General features: G+C 71.5%; 17 protein-coding genes. 6 read left to right on the top strand and 11 right to left on the bottom strand.

Features of this window, described 5'->3' with window-relative positions; all coding sequences use genetic code 11:
* Nucleotides 1–20: 20 nt before the first annotated feature.
* The 4 genes from ACU6P3_RS03365 to ACU6P3_RS03350 form a co-directional block, all read right to left on the bottom strand.
* Nucleotides 21–386: a hypothetical protein gene (locus ACU6P3_RS03365; protein ID WP_447195842.1), complete on the bottom strand. Its 366-nt coding sequence runs from the start codon at nucleotides 384–386 to the stop codon at nucleotides 21–23.
* Entirely contained in the window at nucleotides 377–778 is a 402-nt protein-coding gene (locus tag ACU6P3_RS03360) for a hypothetical protein (protein ID WP_447195841.1), read from the bottom strand. Before ACU6P3_RS03360 ends, ACU6P3_RS03365 begins: the two co-directional genes overlap by 10 nt.
* Before the next feature lie 177 nt (nucleotides 779–955).
* Complete coding sequence (locus ACU6P3_RS03355; protein WP_447195840.1) at nucleotides 956–1,153, bottom strand: DUF397 domain-containing protein; 198 nt, start codon at nucleotides 1,151–1,153, stop codon at nucleotides 956–958.
* Nucleotides 1,150–2,067: a helix-turn-helix domain-containing protein gene (locus tag ACU6P3_RS03350; protein ID WP_447197752.1), complete on the bottom strand. Its 918-nt coding sequence runs from the start codon at nucleotides 2,065–2,067 to the stop codon at nucleotides 1,150–1,152. The genes ACU6P3_RS03355 and ACU6P3_RS03350 overlap by 4 nt, the downstream gene beginning before the upstream one ends.
* A 146-nt stretch (nucleotides 2,068–2,213) precedes the next feature.
* Between ACU6P3_RS03350 and ACU6P3_RS03345 the strand changes: the two genes are divergently transcribed.
* Nucleotides 2,214–2,735: an ATP-binding protein gene (locus ACU6P3_RS03345; protein WP_447195839.1), complete on the top strand. Its 522-nt coding sequence runs from the start codon at nucleotides 2,214–2,216 to the stop codon at nucleotides 2,733–2,735.
* A gap of 215 nt (nucleotides 2,736–2,950) precedes the next feature.
* On the opposite strand, the gene ACU6P3_RS03340 is transcribed toward ACU6P3_RS03345, so the two are convergent.
* Together ACU6P3_RS03340 and ACU6P3_RS03335 are read right to left on the bottom strand one after the other, a co-directional pair.
* Nucleotides 2,951–3,952 (bottom strand): D-alanyl-D-alanine carboxypeptidase family protein, encoded by a 1,002-nt coding sequence (locus ACU6P3_RS03340; RefSeq protein WP_447195838.1) that lies wholly within the window; start codon nucleotides 3,950–3,952, stop codon nucleotides 2,951–2,953.
* 330 nt (nucleotides 3,953–4,282) lie between these two features.
* Nucleotides 4,283–4,687 (bottom strand): DUF5997 family protein, encoded by a 405-nt coding sequence (locus ACU6P3_RS03335; RefSeq protein ID WP_447195837.1) that lies wholly within the window; start codon nucleotides 4,685–4,687, stop codon nucleotides 4,283–4,285.
* Nucleotides 4,688–4,745: 58 nt separating this feature from the next.
* On the opposite strand from ACU6P3_RS03335, the gene ACU6P3_RS03330 reads away from it, so the two are divergent.
* Nucleotides 4,746–5,555, top strand: coding sequence for a LysR family substrate-binding domain-containing protein (locus tag ACU6P3_RS03330; RefSeq protein ID WP_447195836.1), 810 nt, complete (start codon nucleotides 4,746–4,748; stop codon nucleotides 5,553–5,555).
* 155 nt (nucleotides 5,556–5,710) lie between these two features.
* On the opposite strand, the gene ACU6P3_RS03325 is transcribed toward ACU6P3_RS03330, so the two are convergent.
* Both ACU6P3_RS03325 and malX read right to left on the bottom strand, forming a co-directional pair.
* Nucleotides 5,711–6,946 carry a MalY/PatB family protein gene (locus tag ACU6P3_RS03325; RefSeq protein ID WP_447195835.1) on the bottom strand — a complete coding sequence of 412 codons (1,236 nt, stop codon included), beginning with the start codon at nucleotides 6,944–6,946 and terminating at the stop codon, nucleotides 5,711–5,713.
* A gap of 2 nt (nucleotides 6,947–6,948) precedes the next feature.
* Entirely contained in the window at nucleotides 6,949–8,598 is a 1,650-nt protein-coding gene (gene malX, locus ACU6P3_RS03320) for a maltose/glucose-specific PTS transporter subunit IIBC (RefSeq protein ID WP_447195834.1), read from the bottom strand.
* Nucleotides 8,599–8,978: 380 nt separating this feature from the next.
* Here malX and ACU6P3_RS03315 point away from each other — a divergent pair, with 380 nt between their 5' ends.
* From ACU6P3_RS03315 to ACU6P3_RS03300, 4 genes are all read left to right on the top strand, one after another.
* Nucleotides 8,979–10,556, top strand: coding sequence for an FG-GAP and VCBS repeat-containing protein (locus ACU6P3_RS03315; protein WP_447195833.1), 1,578 nt, complete (start codon nucleotides 8,979–8,981; stop codon nucleotides 10,554–10,556).
* Between the two features lie 123 nt (nucleotides 10,557–10,679).
* Complete coding sequence (locus ACU6P3_RS03310) at nucleotides 10,680–11,477, top strand: 3-hydroxybutyrate dehydrogenase (RefSeq protein ID WP_447195832.1); 798 nt, start codon at nucleotides 10,680–10,682, stop codon at nucleotides 11,475–11,477.
* Between the two features lie 73 nt (nucleotides 11,478–11,550).
* Complete coding sequence (locus tag ACU6P3_RS03305; RefSeq protein WP_447195831.1) at nucleotides 11,551–12,939, top strand: MFS transporter; 1,389 nt, start codon at nucleotides 11,551–11,553, stop codon at nucleotides 12,937–12,939.
* A gap of 185 nt (nucleotides 12,940–13,124) precedes the next feature.
* The gene (locus ACU6P3_RS03300) at nucleotides 13,125–15,047 is read left to right on the top strand and encodes a helix-turn-helix domain-containing protein (RefSeq protein WP_447195830.1); all 1,923 of its coding nucleotides are present in this window, start codon (nucleotides 13,125–13,127) and stop codon (nucleotides 15,045–15,047) included.
* Nucleotides 15,048–15,159: 112 nt separating this feature from the next.
* Here ACU6P3_RS03300 and ACU6P3_RS03295 read toward each other — a convergent pair whose 3' ends face one another.
* The 3 genes from ACU6P3_RS03295 to ACU6P3_RS03285 form a co-directional block, all read right to left on the bottom strand.
* A complete protein-coding gene (locus tag ACU6P3_RS03295) occupies nucleotides 15,160–15,726 on the bottom strand; it encodes a TetR/AcrR family transcriptional regulator (protein WP_447195829.1) in 567 nt (188 codons plus the stop codon).
* A gap of 96 nt (nucleotides 15,727–15,822) precedes the next feature.
* The gene (locus tag ACU6P3_RS03290; protein ID WP_447195828.1) at nucleotides 15,823–17,214 is read right to left on the bottom strand and encodes an amidase; all 1,392 of its coding nucleotides are present in this window, start codon (nucleotides 17,212–17,214) and stop codon (nucleotides 15,823–15,825) included.
* The gene (locus ACU6P3_RS03285; RefSeq protein ID WP_447195827.1) at nucleotides 17,201–17,410 is read right to left on the bottom strand and encodes a hypothetical protein; all 210 of its coding nucleotides are present in this window, start codon (nucleotides 17,408–17,410) and stop codon (nucleotides 17,201–17,203) included. Before ACU6P3_RS03285 ends, ACU6P3_RS03290 begins: the two co-directional genes overlap by 14 nt.
* Nucleotides 17,411–17,528: the final 118 nt, after the last annotated feature.

The following is a 17,528-nucleotide window of genomic DNA, read 5'->3' as shown; positions in this document are numbered from 1 at the left end:
TCCAAGCCGTAAGTCACGTTTCAGCCGCGGGCGATGGACTGTTCGATGAGGGCCACGGTGGCGCGGGGATCGTCGACCTCGATGATGAGGCGGTCGTAGCTTTCGGCGTCGGCGAGTTCGATGACGACCGCCTTGCCCGGGTTCTTCACGTCCCAGAAAAGGCGTTCACCGTTGTGGCGGAAGTGGCCGGCGGTGATTACGCCGGGGAAGTGGGTGCCACCGACGCGGATGCCCTTCGGTTCGCGGGCGATGCCGGGGTCGTGGGTGGCACCACGCACGCGGGTGAGGGGGCTTTCCAGGCGGCTCTTGAGAGTCCAGAGCTTGTCGAGGCCCTGGAATTCGGCGGTCAGCAGGCCGCGTTCACGGTCGATGGAGATCAGGGCCATGTCTGCTCCTTGGGGGTGGTCCGCTGGGCGCGCAGGCGCAGGCGGGTACCGAGGACGGTGGAGGCGAGTTGAGGGGCGGCGTCACCGTGGGAGGGCCGCAAGGCGTCCTCCAGTGCTTTGATGCCTTCCGCGACCAGCGCGGCAACTTCCGGGTCGTGGGGGGCGCGTTCGGCGGCGGCGAGGAGGAGAAGTCCAGCTGCCGGGCCGTTGTCGTAAGAGGCCACGGCTGCTGTCAGCGCCCGCGTGGGGTCGCCGAGGGTGGCGATGGCGGCGGTGGTCGGGTGGATCTCGTGGTCGAGGTGGTTACGGGAGGCGCAGTAGCGTCGGTCACACCGGTGTCCTGTCGAAGTGCATCTGTCAGAAGGCGAGCCGCTGACCTGGTGGGGTGCCACGTCGATTGAGAACGCTGGCCCTGGGTCGGATCCGCCGGGCTTGGCGCTGGTCACGAGGGGGTGGTTCTTCTGTCGTGCCTCAGGCTGATCCGCCGAAGCGGCGTCTGGGCGAAGCCTGACGCACGAGAGCCCTGCCGCCCGTGAGGGACCGGCAGGGCTCTCGCGTGCGTACGACCGTCAGGCCTCCCCGACGAACCCCGCCCACGCCTCACGCGACACGTGGATGACCGGCCCGGCGACGGCCTTGGAGTCCCGGATGTGCACAACTCCCGTACCGGCGGCGACCTCTACGCAGTCGCCCCCTTCGGCTCCGCTGTAGCTGCTCTTGAACCAGATGAGGTCCGACGCGACGGCCGAGGACTCAGCGATGTTCATAGCTCTCCCAGCAACCTTTCGATGAATTCCACGGACTCTCGCGGAGTGAGAGCCTGTGATCGGATGATCCCATAGCGGGCTGCTGCGAGAGCCGCCTGTTGCGGGTCGGTTTGAAGGGTGCTGGTTCCCTGTGCTTCTGCGTACACGAACTTCTTGCCGTCGTCTCGGGTGACGACGGTGAAAGGCCCGTCGACGCCCGCGCTTTCCTCGCAGACGAGCGGCATGATCTGGATCTCTACGTTTCGCTTCTGGCCGATCAGAAGCAGGTGTTCCAACTGTCGTCGCAGCACACCTTTTCCGCCGAGTCGGCGACGCAGCACCGACTCGTCCATCACGAAGCTCAGCAACGGTGCGAGCTGTCGGTCGAAGATGTCCTGCCGAGCCAGCCGTGCGGCCACCCGCTGTTCGATGGTCTCCTGGTCGAGCGGCGGCCGTCGCATGGCGAGCACTGCCCTCATGTACTCCTCGGTTTGAAGCAGCCCCTTGACCACGAGGGTGTCGTACGAGAGCAGTTCGATGGCCTCCTTCTCCAGCTTGGCCATCCCCCGGAAGAACACCGGATACTGTGCCCTCTCCACCTGCTCCTTCCACACAGTCAGTAACCCACCCGCCCCCAACACCTCGTCCGCCTGCTCGATCGTCCTCGGCGAGGGAATCCTCCGCCCCTGCTCGAACGAGGCGACAGTCGACGCCGAATACCCGATCCGCCGCCCGAACTCCTCGCGTTCCAGTCCCGCCCGTACCCGCAGCGTCTTCATGCTCTGTCCGAACGCCGTGACGATCCCCTGCCCGGACTTGTCCGCCGTGGCCGCCCCGCCCTCGTCGCCGTCGTTCTCCCAGCCGTCCCCGAAGCTCACCGTCAACTCGTCGCCCGCTGTCACGGTCCTCGCCTCCCCGCCCGCCCTGTCGGTCATCGCCACCGCCTCTCCTGACCAACGCCCACCCGGGCGTCCCGTCACGCCGTGTGTCTCGTACCGGTACCGACAGCACCGCGTACAACCGGCCCGTGTCGGTGCGTCACCGCTCGTCACGCTACGCGACTGGCGGCACCTTTGTCGGCATGACGAACAAACCCGGCATCTCCGCGCGCACCGCTCAACCCGGCCACTCCGGCACCCACTTGATCACCCCGCACATTCCCCTCGACCGCGCTTTCGAGATGCGTTTCACCTCCACCCCGCGCGGCGCCCGCCTCGCCCGGCGGCTCGCCGCCCACCGGCTGCACGCCTGGGGGGTTCCGTACGACACCTGTCGGCACGACGTGATCGTGCTGGTCGTCGGCGAGCTGACCGCCAACGCGGTACGGCACGGTCACGTCCCCGGCCGGGACTTCCACCTTCACCTCCGGGTGATCGCCGAGACCGGTACCGTCCGCATCGAGGTCACCGACACCCGGGGCGAACTCGTACCGCCCCGCCCGGACTCCCTCGCCGATCCCGGCACCGACGACACCGGCGGCCGGGGGCTGCTTCTCGTCGCCGGGCTGGTCCGCCGCTGGGACTGGTACCGCCGGTCCGACGGTCCGGGGAAGACGGTCTGGGCGGAGTACGAGCTGCGGGAGGGTGCCCCCGGCATCGGCTGACCGTCCTGGCCCGCCGGCCGGTTCGTCGGGATCCGCCGCTGCTTGATCGCGCTTGTGTCGCTCCGGTGCGGTGGCTCGTGGGGCGGGCGGGATCCCGGGGGCGGTGGCGGATCACGTGCGACGCGGAAGGCCCCCGCTCGTCCGCGAGTGTCGGGACGGGCGGGGGCCCGCGGTGCCGCACGTGGTACGCGCTCGGCTCCGAGGGAACTGCCTGATCAGCGGGCGAAGCCCCAGTCGAGCATCTTGGTGGCGTCGTCGAACCGGTCCTTGTCGGCCTTGAGGATCGCGCCGACCAGGGTGCGGTTGTCCCGCTCGGCGGCGAAGACGAGGGCGTAGCCGGCCTCCGGGCCGCTGCCGGTCTTGATGCCGAGGGCGCCGTCGTAGCTGCTCAGCAGTTCGTTGGTGTTGACCCAGGTGTAGTACCGGGTGCGGCCGTTGGCCGCCGGCGCCTCGGTCTCGTACTGCTTGTTCTGCACGATGTCGGCGAACACCGGCTGGAGCATCGCGCGCTGGCCGAGCTTGGCCAGGTCGCGCGCGGTGCTGCGGTTGTCGCCGTTCGAGATGCCGTCGTAGCTGTCGAAGTGCGTACCGGTCAAGCCCAGCGCCTGCGCCTCGGCGTTCATCTGGTTCACGAAGTCGGCGATCCGCGCGTCCTCGGTGTCCCCGGAGCCGAAGTTGTCGGCCAGGGCCCGCGCGGCGTCCGCGCCGGAAGGGATCAGCATGGCGTGCAGCAGCTGCCGGACGGTCAGCGTGTCGCCGGTCTGGAGGTCGGCCGTACTGGCGCCGGCCTCCTGGACGTAGTCCCGGTACTCCTGCTTCACCGCGATCTGCCGGTCCAGCCATTCCGGGTGCTTGAGTACGACCATGGCGGTCATGATCTTGGTGGTGCTGGCCATCGACACGCTCTCGTCGGCCTTGGCGCCGGCCCACATCTCCCGCTCCTGGCTGCCGTCGCGGGCGTCCAGCAGGAAGGCGTGGTCGGCCTTGACGGCGGGGACGGCCTGGTCTCTCGTGTCCGGCGCGCCCTGGCTCCGGTCGGCGGGGGTGGTGGTCTCGCCGCTCGGCAGGCCGTTCTCGTCAACGGTCTGTGTGGCACTGGGGGTGGCCGCCTGGGCGAGCCCGCCGGCGGTGATCGGCAGGACGGCCCCGAAAAACGCGACCGTCGCGATGCGGGCCCCGGTCCGGTGTATTCGGTTGGGGCGGGCGTGGGAACCCATAGGCATTCCTTCTCCCGGCGCGGGGCGCCGGCTTGTAGCGGGAACTCGGTGCATACCGAACTTACTTGCGCTTCAACACCGACTGTCAAGATCGCTTTGTCATGGTCGGGTAACAGGGTTGACATTCGTGCAGGTCTCGTGCAGACGGCTGGTAGGGCCTATGGAGCGGCTCGCGCACGGTATCCGGCCGACTCCACCGGGCAGTGGTGGGCGGCCGGCGCCCGCCCACCCGGCCAGGGCCTGTCCCGACACGTGAAAAGGCCGGCCGGTGCGACAATCCGTCGCACCGGCCGGCCTCATGGGACCGGCTGACCCCGTCAGGGGCGGATGTCAGCGACCCGGTCGCCCGGGGCGGTCGTCGCCATCCGCGTCCCTCTCCTTGATCCGCGCCATTTCCTTCCGTACCTCGGCCTGGACGGCGCGCTCCTTCTCCAGCCATTCGGGCCGGTCCCTCTTCAAGGCGTCGATCTGCTCGGTGGTGAGGGGGTCCGTGACCCCGCCGCGTGCGAGGCCCGCGATGGAGGTACCCAGCTTCGCCGCGACGACCGGACGGGGATGGGGGCCGTCGCGGCGCAGTTCCCGCAGCCACTCGGGTGGATCGGCCTGCAGCGCGTTCAGTTCGGCGCGCGAGACGACGCCCTCCCGGAACTCGGCGGGGGTGGCCTCGAGGTACACACCCAGCTTCTTCGCCGCGGTCGCGGGCTTCATCGTCTGGGTGGTCTGGTGCGACTTCATGGTGCCGAGAATATCGAGCGTGTGCTCGGCCTCCGACCACGCCCGGTAGCCTGGGGGAGTGACAGGCTCGGAAGTGTCCCCTTCGTTCCGGCTCGCGTACGTCCCGGGAGTGACGCCCAACAAGTGGGTGCGGATCTGGAGCGAGCGGCTGCCCGAAGTGCCCCTGACCCTCGTCGCGGCGTCCGCTGCCGAGGCATCCGGCCTCCTGCGCGACGGCGGCGTCGACGCGGGTCTCGTGCGGCTGCCGGTCGACCGGACCGTCCTCAGCGCGATTCCCCTCTACACCGAGACGACGGTGGTCATCGTCCCGAAGGACCACGTCGTGGCGGCGGTCGACGAGGTGTCCGTCGAAGATCTGGCGGACGACATCGTGCTGCACCCCCTGGACGACGTGCTCGACTGGGAACGTCCGCCGGGACGGCCCGCGAACGAGCGCCCCGCCACGACGGCGGACGCCGTGGAGTTGGTGGCGGCCGGAGTGGGACTGCTCGTCGTGCCGCAGTCGCTCGCTCGCTCGCACCACCGCAAGGACCTCACGTACCGGCCGGTCACGGACGCTCCCGAGTCGCAGGTCGCGTTGTCGTGGCCCGAGGACGCGACCACCGACCTGGTGGAGGACCTCATCGGGATCGTCCGCGGGCGTACCGTCAACAGCACACGGGGCCGCAAGCAGGCCTCGGCGCAGCCGGCGCGCGACCGTCCGGATACGGGCGGCGCGCGGCGGAAGCCCGCGGCCGGCAAGACGGCCGGCAAGACGGCCGGCAAGACGGCCGGCGGGTCGACGGGCAGGTCGACCGGCAAGAGCCCACGCGGCGGTTCCGGCGGCCCCAAGGGCTCCAAACGCGGCAGGCCGCGCCGCCGGTCGTAGCCTCCTCGACGCCGAGCGAGCGCGCTCTTCCCGGTGGCCTTCTCCGTGGTGTGGTCGACGAGGTCGGTGTGGGCGGCGGCGACAGCGGCGGCGCCGTGCTGGGCGATCACCTGTGTCGGCCGCTCCCGGCCGGATGGCGTGCGTCACAGAGGTGATCAGGCCAGGGGCGTGGGCGTCGGCGGGCCTTGCGGATCCGGGGGCCGCTCCGCGTCGGTGAGGCGGCGCAGAGCACGGATCAGGGCGTCGACACCCGCCGCCGCCTTGGCACGGGGACACCCCACGTTCAGCCGGACCCGTCCCGGGGATCCGTAGACGGCCCCCGGCATGATGGCCACCTTCTCCACCTGGATCAGCTCGCGTTGCAGCGCGTCGTCGTCGACACCCAACGGGCGCAGATCGATCCAGGCCAGGTACCCGGCCTGCGGCGGCTCCCAGCCGAGTCGCGGGAACGCCGCCCGGAGCCGCTCGGCCACCAGGGCGAGATTGTCCGCGAGGTACCCGCGCAGCGCGTCGAGCCAGGGGCCACCCTCGTTGTACGCCGAGATGTGGCCCACCAGGGACAGCACCGCGGGGGAGGAGAGGCCGTCCGCCTCCTTCAGCTGTCCCAGGTACGCGTCGCGCGACGCGGGATCGCCGATGATGCCGTAACTACCGGTGAGCGCGGGGATGTTGAAGGACTTGGAGGCCGAAGTGAGCACCGCCCAGCGGCCCGTGCCGCCGTGCCGGGCCCAGGGGCTGTGGACATGCGGGGCGTGCGCCAGGTCGGAGTGGATCTCGTCGCTGATGACCGCCACGTCGTGCCGTGCGCACAGCCGTGCCATCCGGTCCAGTTCGTCCACGGACCAGACCCTGCCCGTGGGGTTGTGCGGCGAGCACAGCAGCAGTACGGCCGTGTCGGTCCGCGCCAGCAGCCGTTCCAGTCCGGCCCAGTCGTCGAGCGGGCACTCCCGCAGCCGCCGCCCGTTGGCCGCCACGGTCTTGGGGAACGCGTCGTACATGGGAGTGTGCGCGACGACGCCCTCGCCCGGCCGGGACCACAGCCGCAGCAGCTGTGACAACTGGTAGACGACGGAGGGTCCGTAGACGATCTGCCCGGGATCCACGGTCGTCCCGTGCCGCGACGCGTACCAGCGCGTGATCGCGGAGAGGAAGTCGTCCTGACGCCACCGCGAGTAGCCGAGGACCCCGTGCTCCAGGCGGCCCCGGAGCGCTGCCAGGATCTCCGGAGCGGTCTCGAAGTCCATGTCGGAGATGGTGAACGGCAGCAGGCCGGGGACGCCGAAGCGGTCCTCGACGTAGTCCCACTGGGTGCACCAGGTGCCGTGCCGGTCGACGGGCGTGTCGAAGTCGTAGGACGGTCCGCCGGGCCCGCCGGGGGAGGGGCGCGTCATGATCAGCCCACCGGGACCATGGTGGCGAGCGCGTCCTTCACCGACTGGACCTGCGGTCCGATGATGACCTGTACGTTGTGGCCGTCGAGCTTGATGACGCCGAGGGCGCCGAGCTTCTTCAGCCGTGCCTCGTCGACCTGCTCGGCGTCCGCCACGGTCATGCGCAGGCGGGTGATGCAGTTGTCCAGGGACCGGATGTTGTCGGCGCCGCCGATCGCGGCGAGGATGGCGACGGCGTCGTACTTTCCGGCGACCAGCTCGCGGGTGGGCGTCGCCTGCCCGTCGCCGTTCGAGGCCGTGGTCCCGGCGGACCGCGGTCCCTCGCAGTCCGCCGCGTCCTCGTTGCCTGCCGCGTCCTGGTCGGGCTCCTCCTCGCGGCCCGGGGTCTTGAGGTCGAACCGGGTGATCGCCCAGCGGAAGAGGAAGTAGTAGGCGCCGAACCAGACCGCTGCGATCACCGGCACCAGGTACCACTTGGTCGTCGTGCCCTGCAGGACGCCGAACACCAGCCAGTCGATGACATTGCCGTCGGTGTTGCCGATGAAGACGCCGAGCACCGCCGCGACGAGGAAGCCGAGCCCCACGAGGACGGCGTGGATGAAGTACAGCCAGGGCGCGATGAACAGGAACAGGAATTCCAGCGGCTCCGTGATGCCGCCGACCACGCACGCCACCACACCGGACACCAGGAGGGCCTTGATCCGCGGCCGCATCGTCTTCTTCGCGCAGTGGTACATGGCCAGCGCGGCGCCCGGCAGACCGCCCAGGTAGGCCGCCATCTTGCCCTGGGACAGGAAGTGGGTCGCGTCGGTGACGGCGGTGTTCGGGGCGGCCGAGCAGTCGAGCTGCGCGTAGAACATGTTGAGGGCGCCGGAGACGTGTTCACCGCAGACCGCGCCGGAACCACCGACGTCGGTGAAGCGGAACATGGCCACGAGGATGTGGTGGAGGCCGATCGGCCGCAGCAGCACCTCGCCCATGCCGAAGAAGAAGGGCCCGAGGACACCGGTGTGGCCGATGCCGCGGCCCACGGCGTTGATCCAGCCGTTGAACGTCGGCCAGAGCAGCGGGATGAGGAGACCGAGCAGGCTCAGGACGAGCGCCGAGACGATCGGGACGAAGCGCAGGCCGCCGAAGAAGGCCAGCGCGTCAGGCATCCGCTGGGTACGAAAGCGCTGGTGGAGGAGGCTGACAACGATGCCAACGGCCACGGCGCCGAGAAGTCCCGTATCGATGGACTTCACCCCCAGCACATCGGCGATGCCGTAGTGCGCGACCGCTTCCTCGTCCTCGAAGTCGACGCCCTTGGCGGTGAGGTAGAAGTTCACCGCGAGGTTCATCGCGGCGAAGCCGACGAATCCGGAGAAAGCGGCGACTCCCTTGTCCTCACGGGCGAGACCGAGCGGAATCGCCATCGCGAAGAGGACCGGCAGGAAGGTGAAGGCGACGAGCCCGGTGTTGGCCATCCAGGTGAAGACGAGGTGGAAGCCGTCGGCCTTCAGGAAGGGGAGGGTGTCGGCGACGGCTTCGCTGGAGAGCGACGAGCCGATGCCCAGGAAGATGCCGCAGAACGCGAGCAGGGCCACCGGGAGCATGAACGTTTTACCGAGTCCCTGAAGGAACTCCCAGAGTGCGGCTTTGGTCTTCTGCATGTGCGCGGAACCTTCGGGCATGGACACGTCGGCCTCGGGCGTCCGCAGTGACGAGCGGGGGAGCCGCGGGCAGATCGAGGGGCGGAAAACGGGATGCGGAGGGCCTGTCGTCCCCGTGGGGCGCCTGGGGGATCGCCCCATGTCGCGCCGCCGGACGCGGCTGTTCCGCAGCACGGATCACATCACAGCGGCTCAGCGGCTGTCCATGGAGGAAAACGGCGGCCGGCCACCCCGCGCGCCCCGCGAGGCCGGCCGCCGCGTGGCTCCGGCCTGTTTCCCCGGCGCCACGTCGTGTTCCCCGGCGCCACGTCGTGGAGATCACAGAGCCCAGGAAATCGGAAGACGGAACCGCCGGGTCCGGTCCGGGCGTGCTTGATCATATGAGTGACCGAGGCGACGAGCAGGGGCCGGTACGGGGACGAGGCGGCACACGCCGGTGGGCGATCGCGGGCGGCGCGGCGGCCCTGGCGCTGGCCGTCGGGGTCGGGGTCGTCGTCGCCCGGGACGGCGCCGGGACCATCACCGCCCCGCACACCTGCCACACCTCCGCCCACGGCACCGCACCGGCCGCGGGCCCCGCGGCGAAGACCGGCGAGACCCCGGCCGGGGTCGCCCCCGCCGCCGACTTCGACGGGGACGGTCACCCCGACCTGGCCATGGGATCCATGGGCGACGTGGCGAACGGCAGCGGCGGCGGCAGCATCGAGGTGGCGTACGGATCGGGCGACGGGACCGGCCTCGCCCGCTGCCAGTACCTCACGCAGAACGACGCCGGAATACCGGGCAAGGGCCGCGACGAGGCGTTCTTCGGCTCCGATGTGATGGCCCGCGACTTCGACGGGGACGGGTACACCGACCTCGCCGCCGCCGTCTTCGACTGGAAGCCGAGCGTGATCATCATGTGGGGTTCGGCCGACGGGCTGAAGAGCGCTGTGCGGGTGCCGGGCACGGACGGCAGCCACGTCCCCTGGATGCTGGATCCGATTCTGGAGGAGCAGCTCGTCGCCGGGGACTTCGACGGGGACGGGCATGCCGATCTGGTCTTCGGGCTCGGTTCCGGCAAGGGCCTGCTCAAGGGCCCCTTCAAGCGCGACGGCACCCCGGCGGCCACCGCCCCGGTCCCGGCCCCGCGCCGGCCGGCGAAGGACGTCGACACCGCCAACTACGCGCAACTCGTCGCCGGGGACCTGGACGGCGACGGCGCCGACGACCTGGTGGCCTTCCACCACGACTCGCTCCCCGAGGCGGCCTGGTCCGAGCAGCACTGGCCGGTGAGTCACCTCCGCGGCGGCCCGGACGGCTTCACCCAGCCCGACGACGTCGGTCTCCCCGACGCGGCGACGGGCGCGGCCGGTGACGTGGACGGCGACGGGATCGCGGACCTCGTGCTCGGTCCCCGCGGCGATGACGTGAGCCGCAGTGCGGTGACCGTGGTGTACGGCTCGGAGTCCGGGCCGGGGAAGGGCAGGCGGACGACGACCCTCGACCGTGACGCTCCGGGCGTGCCCGGCGAGGAACCTCAGGACGAGGACGCCGTCTTCACCTCCCTGGACACCGGTGACGTCGACGGCGACGGCTACGCGGACGTGGTGGCCGGCTCGCCCCGCGGGGACGTGTACGCGAAGCCCGGTCCGGAAGAGGTGCTGTTCCTGCGGGGCGGCCCGGACGGCCTGACCGGCGAGGGCGCCCGCGCCGTCAGGGAGGGCGACCTCGGCGGCGACCCGGAGGTGCGGCGCGGGTTCGGCGCGGCGGTGCGCCTGGTCGACATGGACGGCGACCACCGGTCCGAGCTGGTCGTGGCGGCACCCGGCACCGACAGGACCGACAGCTCCGCCTGGCTCCTGCCCGGCACGGCGGACGGGCCCGCCACCGGGGGAGTCACCCGGCTGTTCGGTGACGGCTTCGACTCCACCGAGGGGCTGGACCTCTACATGGGAGGCGGGGGGATCGCCCGCTGACGCCTTCCCCGGGCGAACGGCACGAACGGCTCGTCCCATGGCCGGGACCGCTACAGGACGAGCCCTCATTGTGTCGGTCACATACATGGATGTGGCCTCGTGGTGTCCCTACTGTTTCCGGCCATGACAAGCGAGACTCCTCCCCCCGTCCCCCGCGCGGCGCCCACGGGCGCCGACGTGGACCTGTCGTCCCGGGTCGCCCTGGTCACCGGCGGCGGCAGCGGTATCGGCAAGGCGTGCGTCGTGGCGCTTGCCGCGGCGGGCGCCACGGTGCACGTCGTGGACCGGGACGCCGAGGCCGCCGAAGCGGTCGCCGCCGAGACCGGGGGTGAGGCACACGTCGTCGACCTGGCCGACCCCGCCGCGATCGACACACTGCCGACCGATGCCGACATCCTGGTCAACAACGCCGGCCTCCAGCACGTCGCACCCCTGACGGAGTTTCCGCCCGAACGGTTCGCCCTCATCCAACAGGTGATGGTCACGGCGCCGTTTCTGCTGATGCGCCGCGGCCTGCCGCACATGTACGCGCGGGGCTGGGGGCGGCTGATCAACGTCTCCAGCGTCCACGGACTGCGGGCCAGCGCCTACAAGGCGGCGTATGTCGCCGCCAAACACGCCCTGGAAGGCCTGAGCAAGGTGGCCGCGGTCGAAGGCGCCCCGCACGGCGTGACCAGCAACTGCATCAACCCCGGCTATGTCCGCACCCCCCTGGTGGAGAACCAGATCCGCGACCAGGCCGCCGCCCACGGGATCAGCCCCCAGGACGTCCTGACCGACGTCCTGCTGACCCGCCCGCCCATCAAGCGCCTGCTGGAGGCCGAGGAGGTCGCCGCGGCCGCGCTGTGGCTGTGCGCGGACCACAGCGGCTACGTCACCGGCGCCTCGCTGCCTCTCGACGGCGGCTGGGGAGCCACCTGACGCGCTCGCACCACCACGCCGTAACCCCCCGTACCGCCCGCCCCCGTCCCCGTACCCGAGAACCGGTGAACCCATGACCGAGACCACGACCGACCGGCCCGGCGCGCGCAGCTCCGGCGGCATCGCCCGGATCGTCAGCGCGAGCCTCATCGGCACGACCATCGAGTGGTACGACTTCTTCCTCTACGGCTCCGCCGCCGCGTTGGTGTTCAACACCCTCTTCTTCCCCACCAGCGACCCGCTGGTGGGCACACTGATCGCCTTCGTCACCTATGCCATCGGCTTCGCCGCCCGGCCGCTCGGCGGCGTGGTCTTCGGACACTTCGGCGACAAGATCGGCCGCAAGAAACTCCTCGTCATCAGCCTTCTGATGATGGGCGGCGCCACCTTCGCCATGGGCCTGCTGCCCACCTACGACAGCATCGGCGTCGGCGCGCCCATCCTCCTCACCGTGCTGCGGCTGATCCAGGGTTTCGCCCTGGGCGGCGAATGGGGCGGCGCCGTACTGATCGTCTCCGAACACGGCGGCGACAAGCACCGCGGCTTCTGGGCCTCCTGGCCGCAGGCCGGGGCGCCCGGCGGCAATCTGCTCGCCACCGGTGTCCTCGCGCTGCTGGCCGCCGTCCAGTCGGAGGAGACGTTCCTGTCCTGGGGCTGGCGCGTGCCGTTCCTGCTCTCCGGCGTCCTGGTCGTGATCGGCCTGTGGATCCGCGTATCGGTGTCCGAGTCGCCGGTCTTCCTCGCCGCCCAGGCCAAGGCCGAGGCCGACGCCGCCCGCGGCATCAAGGACAAGCCCCCGGTCGTCGAGGTCTTCCGGCGCAGCTGGCGCGAGGTGCTCGGCGCCATCGGCACCCGGTTCGGCGAGAACATCTCGTACTACATCCTGACCTCTTTCCTGCTGGTCTACGTCACCAGCCACCTGGAACTGCCCAAGAGCACCGCGCTGAACGCCGTCCTGATCGGCTCGGCCGTCCACTTCGTCACCATCCCCGCGTGGGGGGCGCTCTCCGACCGGCTCGGCCGCAAGCCCGTGACACTGATCGGCTCCGTCGGCATGGCAGCGTGGGCGTTCGCCTTCTTCGCCCTGGTCGACTCGGAGTCGTTCGCCGTGATCACCGTGTCGGTCACCGTGGGACTGCTGCTGCACGGCGCCATGTACGGTCCGCAGGCCGCGTTCATCTCCGAGATGTTCGACACCAAGGTCCGCTACTCGGGCGCCTCCATGGGATCGCAGCTCGCCTCGATCGTCGCCGGTGCCCTCGCGCCCATCATCGCGGTCGAGCTGCTGAAGGACTTCGGGTCCCCGACCCCCATCGCGCTGTACCTTTGTCTCGCCGCGGTGATCACCACCGTCACCGTCGCCGTCATCAAGGAGACCCGAGGCCGTGACCTGACCCGCTCCACCACGGCCGCGCCACCGCACGAGCGGGATGTGCCGGTCGCCGGCCCCGAACGCGCCTGACCGGGGCTCCCGGGCCGGGGTACGGTCCGCCCAGGACGGCACGGGCGGACCCCGCCCACGGGCGGACCCCGCGGACACGGACCCGGGCGCGGCCCCGCGGCACCGTCCGGCCCGTGGGCACCGTCCGGTCCGCGGGCTTCGGGCCGAACCACACACCCGCCGCCGGAGAAGGGAGCCCGCCCCCCATGGCCACCGTGCACGATTCCGCCGACGCGGCCACGGCAGCACTCCGGGAACTGCTCGACCTCCTCGCAGCCGACGCACCGGCCGAAGAACTGGCCCGGCCCGCCGCCCGGGCACGCGCCGCCGGAGCGCGCCCGCACGAACAACGGGCCGTGGACGAGGCCACCCGGGTGGCCCGGGACATCCACCGGACCCTGACGCAGCGCCGCAGGCGCGAAGCCGAACTCGCCGCCCTCTTCGACACCGCCGGCGACCTGGCCGCGCTGCGCGACCTGGACGCCGTGCTGCGGGCCATCGTGCACCGGGCCAGAACCCTGCTGGGCACCGACATCGCCTATCTCACGCTCAACGACCCGGTGGCGGGGGACACGTTCATGAGGGTGACCTCCGGCTCGGTCTCCGCCAAGTTCCAGCAGCTCCGCCTCGGCATGGGCGAAGGGCTCGGCGGCCTCGTCGCCCAGACCGCCCGGCCCTACGCCAGCACCGACTACCGCACCGACCGCCGCTTCAAGCACACCGGTGCCATCGACGAGGGGGTCGAGGAAGAAGGGCTCCTCGGCATCCTCGGGGTGCCCCTGCGCGTCGGCCGACGGGTCATCGGCGTCCTGTTCGCCGCGGACCGCGCCTCCCGCGACTTCACCCCCGACGCCATAGCCCTGCTCACCTCGCTGGCCGACCACGCCGCCGTCGCCATCGACGGCGCACGCCTGCTCGAGGAGACCCGCACCGCGCTCGTCGAACTGAACGCGGCCAACGAGACGGCCCGCGCCCACAGCGAGGCCCTGCACCGCGCGGCCGATGCCCACGACCGGCTCACCGACCTCGTCCTCAGAGGCGGCGGCGTCGACGACGTCGCCCGCGAGATCGCCGCCCTCCTCGACAGCGGCCTGGCCGTCCACGACGCCGACGGCACCGAACTCACCCGCGTGGGAACCGGCCCCGTCACCCCGCCCGGACAGGGAATCGAAGCCTCCCGGGCCGGTGGACGGGCCGTCCCCGTCGACGGGAACTGGGTGTGCGCCGTCCTGGCCGGCCCGGAACTCCTCGGCAGCCTCCTGCTCACCGGCCGGGCCGATCTCACCGCCGCCGACCGCCGCCTGTTCGAGCGGGCCGGCCTGGTCACCGCACTGCTGCTCCTGCTGCGCCGCTCCGTGGCCGAAGCCGAGAACCGGGTACGCGGCGAACTCCTCGACGACCTGCTCACCGGCCGCGGGCCGGGCCGCCACCCCGACACCGGCAGTCTGGCGCTGCGGGCCAGGAGACTGGACATCAACCTCGCCCGGCCGCACGCCGTCCTCGTCCTGGGCTGCGAACCGGACGTACGCTCACGGCTGTCGGCCGAGGCGGCACGCCGCGCACGGGCCCTCGGTGGCCTGGCCGGAGCCCGCAACGGCCACACCGTGCTGCTCGCGCCCACCTCCGATCCGGGTTCACTCGCCCATGACCTGGCCCGGGAACTGTCCTGCGGCTTCGGTACGCCCACCACCGTCGGAGCCGCGGGCCCCGTGACGGGGGCCGAACGCCTGCCGGACGCCTACGACGAGGCACGCCGCTGTCTCGAAGCGCTCGAAGCCCTGGGCCGGACCGGTGAGGGCGCCGGCCTGTCCGAACTCGGCTTCCTGGGCGTGCTCCTGGGCGACCGGGCCGACATCACCGGGTACGTGGACCGCGTGCTCGGCCCCGTACTCCGCTACGACACCCAGCGCGGCAGCGAACTCGTCCGCACCCTGGACGCCTACTACGACCACGGCGCCAGCCTCGCCAGAGCCAAGGACGTCCTGCACGTCCACGTCAACACCGTGGTCCAACGCCTCGACCGCGTCGCACAGCTCCTCGGCCCCGACTGGAGCACTCCCGGCCGGGCCCTGGAGATCCAGCTGGCACTCCGTCTGCACCGCCTCGCCCGACAGCGCACGTCCGGCTGAACCGGCACGGTGCGGCACCGGCGGCTGGGGCGGTGCTCTTCCCGGGCGGCCCCGGGTGGTCCGTGTCACCGGCGCGCCGAGCAGGGTGGTACCGCCGTGGCCTCGAAGAGGGTCAGCGGTCGGCCGGCCCCACGAGTCCCGCCACCAGCCCCCGCGCGTACGCGGCGTCGAGGCCGTCCGGGCGGAAGAGGATGCGGTACATGATGGGCGCGACGACGTGGTCGAGAACCGTCTCGACGTCTGGTGCGGTCTCCGCGCGGCCGGCCGCGCGGTCGAGGACGACGTCGATCTGTTCGGCCGCGTAGGCCGAGCACTGGCCGGCGTTGCTGCCGTCAGGGTCGCCGAGCAGGGCGTCGCGGATGTAGGCGCGGCCCGAGGGGGCGGCCATCTCCTCGAGGAACTGCTCGGCCCACGCCGCGAGATCCGCGCTCAGGCTCCCCTTGTCCACCGGCGCCGTGTCGGGCCGCAGGCGCTCCACCGCCACGTCCGACAGCAGTTCCCGCAGGTCGCCCCATCGGCGGTAGATCGTGGACGGGGTGACGCCGGCGCGGGTGGCCACCAGGGGGACCGTGAGCGCCTCGCGGCCCACCTCCGCCTCGAGTTCACGAACGGCGGCGTGGACCGACGCCTGGACCCTGGCGCTGCGCCCACCGGGGCGCACCATTGTCTTTCGGCTCATGGAGCCACCTTAAAGCCACAGCGTAGCTTCAAGCGCTGGTCCCGCCTGGCCCGGTCCCGCCTGGCCCGCTCCCGCCGGGACCGGCCGGCCGGACCGTCACACCGTCGCCACCGGGCGGGCGGGCCGGGTTTGCTCGTAGGCGTGGCCGACCCGCAGCAGGACCGGCTCCCCGAGGGGGCGGCCGAGCAACTGCATACCGATCGGCAGGCCGTTCGTGTCATGGCCGACCGGTACCGACAGCGAGGGCACACCGGTGATGTTGGCGGGGGCCGAGAGGCGTACGTAGGCGTCGGAGACGCCCTCGACGGTGCCGTCCGGCCAGGTGAGAGTGGACTGGTCGGACGGCACCGCGGTCGCCGGGACCGTCGGGGCGGCGATCACGTCGGCCTCCTTCAGCAGGCGGGCCCAGTCCTGTCGCATGAGGGTGCGGGCGCGCTGGGCGCGCAGGTGGTCCCCGGCCGGCATCAGCTCGCCGGCTTCGAGGAGGACGCGCACGTCCGCCTGGTACAGCTCGGGGACCGTGCGCAGGGTGCGCTCGTGATAGGCGGTGGCCTCCGGCACCATCAGGCCCCAATGGGTCGCCTGGATGTAGCGCGTCATCGGGATCTCGACCTCGACGAGACGGGCCCCGAGGCTTTCGAGGTGGCCGATGGCGTGCCGGACCGCGGTCTCGACCTCCGGCGCGACGTGGTCGAAGTAGTAGTTCCGCGGCACGCCGACGCGCAGTCCCGTGAGATCCGTGTCCGCGCCCGGCCGGTAGTCCGTGACGGAGGTGGCCAGGGAGGCGGGGTCGCGGGGGTCGTGGCCGGCCAGGGCGGTCAGGACCAGGGCCGCGTCCTCGACGGTGCGGGTGATCGGGCCGACGTGGTCGAGCGACCAGGACAGGGACGTGACGCCGTGGCGGGGGACGAGGCCGTAGGTCGGCTTGAGGCCGACGACACCGTTGAGCGCGGCGGGCACCCGGATGGAGCCGCCGGTGTCGGTGCCCAGCGCGAAGGTCGCCGCACCCGCGGCGACGGCGACGGCGGATCCGCCGCTGGAGCCGCCGGCGACCCGGTCGCGGTCCCAGGCGTTCTTGGTCTGCGGCGTGGTCAGACCGTAGGCGAACTCATGGGTGTGGGTCTTGCCGACGAGGACCGCGCCGGCCGCGGTCAGACGGGCGGCGACCGTGCTGTCGGCCTCCGCGCGGTGAGCCGCGCGGACCCGGGAGCCGGCCGTGGTGGCCGCGCCGGCGACGTCGATCAGGTCCTTCAGCCCCATGGGGACGCCATGCAGCGAGCCGTGCGGGCCGCGGCCGGCCGCGATGTCGTGCTCGGCCTCGCGCGCCGACCGGCGGGCCTCCTCCGCGGTGACGGTGACGTAGGCCCCCAGGCTCGGCTCGACCTTCTCGACGCGGTCGAGGACGGAGTCCACCAGCTCGACGGGTGACAGCTTCCGTGCCCGGATGGCATCCGCGGCCGCGGCGAGGGACAGTTCATACGGCTGCATCGTCGTACCCCTCTCCCACGCGGTAGGCGGCGGCAGGCGGGGTGTCACCGAAGTCCAGCTCCCGCAGGACCGCGACGACGGAATGGATGTGGTCGGCGGTGGCGGCCACCGTGACATGCCGGTCGGCCGGGAGCGGGAGCCCGGCACGGTCGGCCCAGAGGGCCACCTCCGGCGCTGTGAGTCCAGTGGCGGACATGAAGGTTCCCTTCGGATCGGGCGGATCGGATTGGAGCGAGGGAGCCCCAGGCGTCAAACGCTAATGGTTTGCTTTAGTGGAGGCTAAGGTCTACGGTCGCTTAACGCAAACCGATCGC

The organism is Streptomyces hebeiensis (genome assembly GCF_052983195.1).
This window is presented reverse-complemented; position numbering and strand designations above follow the sequence as displayed.

What these genes read in the sequence shown, in the direction of transcription:
- ACU6P3_RS03325 (WP_447195835.1), bottom strand. Translation starts at nt 6,946, where the DNA reads ATGACGCGCCCCTCCCCCGGCGGGCCCGGCGGACCGTCCTACGACTTC.
- ACU6P3_RS03310 (WP_447195832.1), top strand. Translation starts at nt 10,680, where the DNA reads ATGACAAGCGAGACTCCTCCCCCCGTCCCCCGCGCGGCGCCCACGGGC.
- ACU6P3_RS03335 (WP_447195837.1), bottom strand. Translation starts at nt 4,687, where the DNA reads ATGAAGTCGCACCAGACCACCCAGACGATGAAGCCCGCGACCGCGGCG.
- malX (WP_447195834.1), bottom strand. Translation starts at nt 8,598, where the DNA reads ATGCAGAAGACCAAAGCCGCACTCTGGGAGTTCCTTCAGGGACTCGGT.
- ACU6P3_RS03305 (WP_447195831.1), top strand. Translation starts at nt 11,551, where the DNA reads ATGACCGAGACCACGACCGACCGGCCCGGCGCGCGCAGCTCCGGCGGC.
- ACU6P3_RS03355 (WP_447195840.1), bottom strand. Translation starts at nt 1,153, where the DNA reads ATGAACATCGCTGAGTCCTCGGCCGTCGCGTCGGACCTCATCTGGTTC.
- ACU6P3_RS03300 (WP_447195830.1), top strand. Translation starts at nt 13,125, where the DNA reads ATGGCCACCGTGCACGATTCCGCCGACGCGGCCACGGCAGCACTCCGG.
- ACU6P3_RS03345 (WP_447195839.1), top strand. Translation starts at nt 2,214, where the DNA reads ATGACGAACAAACCCGGCATCTCCGCGCGCACCGCTCAACCCGGCCAC.
- ACU6P3_RS03340 (WP_447195838.1), bottom strand. Translation starts at nt 3,952, where the DNA reads ATGGGTTCCCACGCCCGCCCCAACCGAATACACCGGACCGGGGCCCGC.
- ACU6P3_RS03290 (WP_447195828.1), bottom strand. Translation starts at nt 17,214, where the DNA reads ATGCAGCCGTATGAACTGTCCCTCGCCGCGGCCGCGGATGCCATCCGG.
- ACU6P3_RS03365 (WP_447195842.1), bottom strand. Translation starts at nt 386, where the DNA reads ATGGCCCTGATCTCCATCGACCGTGAACGCGGCCTGCTGACCGCCGAA.
- ACU6P3_RS03315 (WP_447195833.1), top strand. Translation starts at nt 8,979, where the DNA reads ATGAGTGACCGAGGCGACGAGCAGGGGCCGGTACGGGGACGAGGCGGC.
- ACU6P3_RS03285 (WP_447195827.1), bottom strand. Translation starts at nt 17,410, where the DNA reads ATGTCCGCCACTGGACTCACAGCGCCGGAGGTGGCCCTCTGGGCCGAC.
- ACU6P3_RS03295 (WP_447195829.1), bottom strand. Translation starts at nt 15,726, where the DNA reads ATGAGCCGAAAGACAATGGTGCGCCCCGGTGGGCGCAGCGCCAGGGTC.
- ACU6P3_RS03350 (WP_447197752.1), bottom strand. Translation starts at nt 2,067, where the DNA reads ATGACCGACAGGGCGGGCGGGGAGGCGAGGACCGTGACAGCGGGCGAC.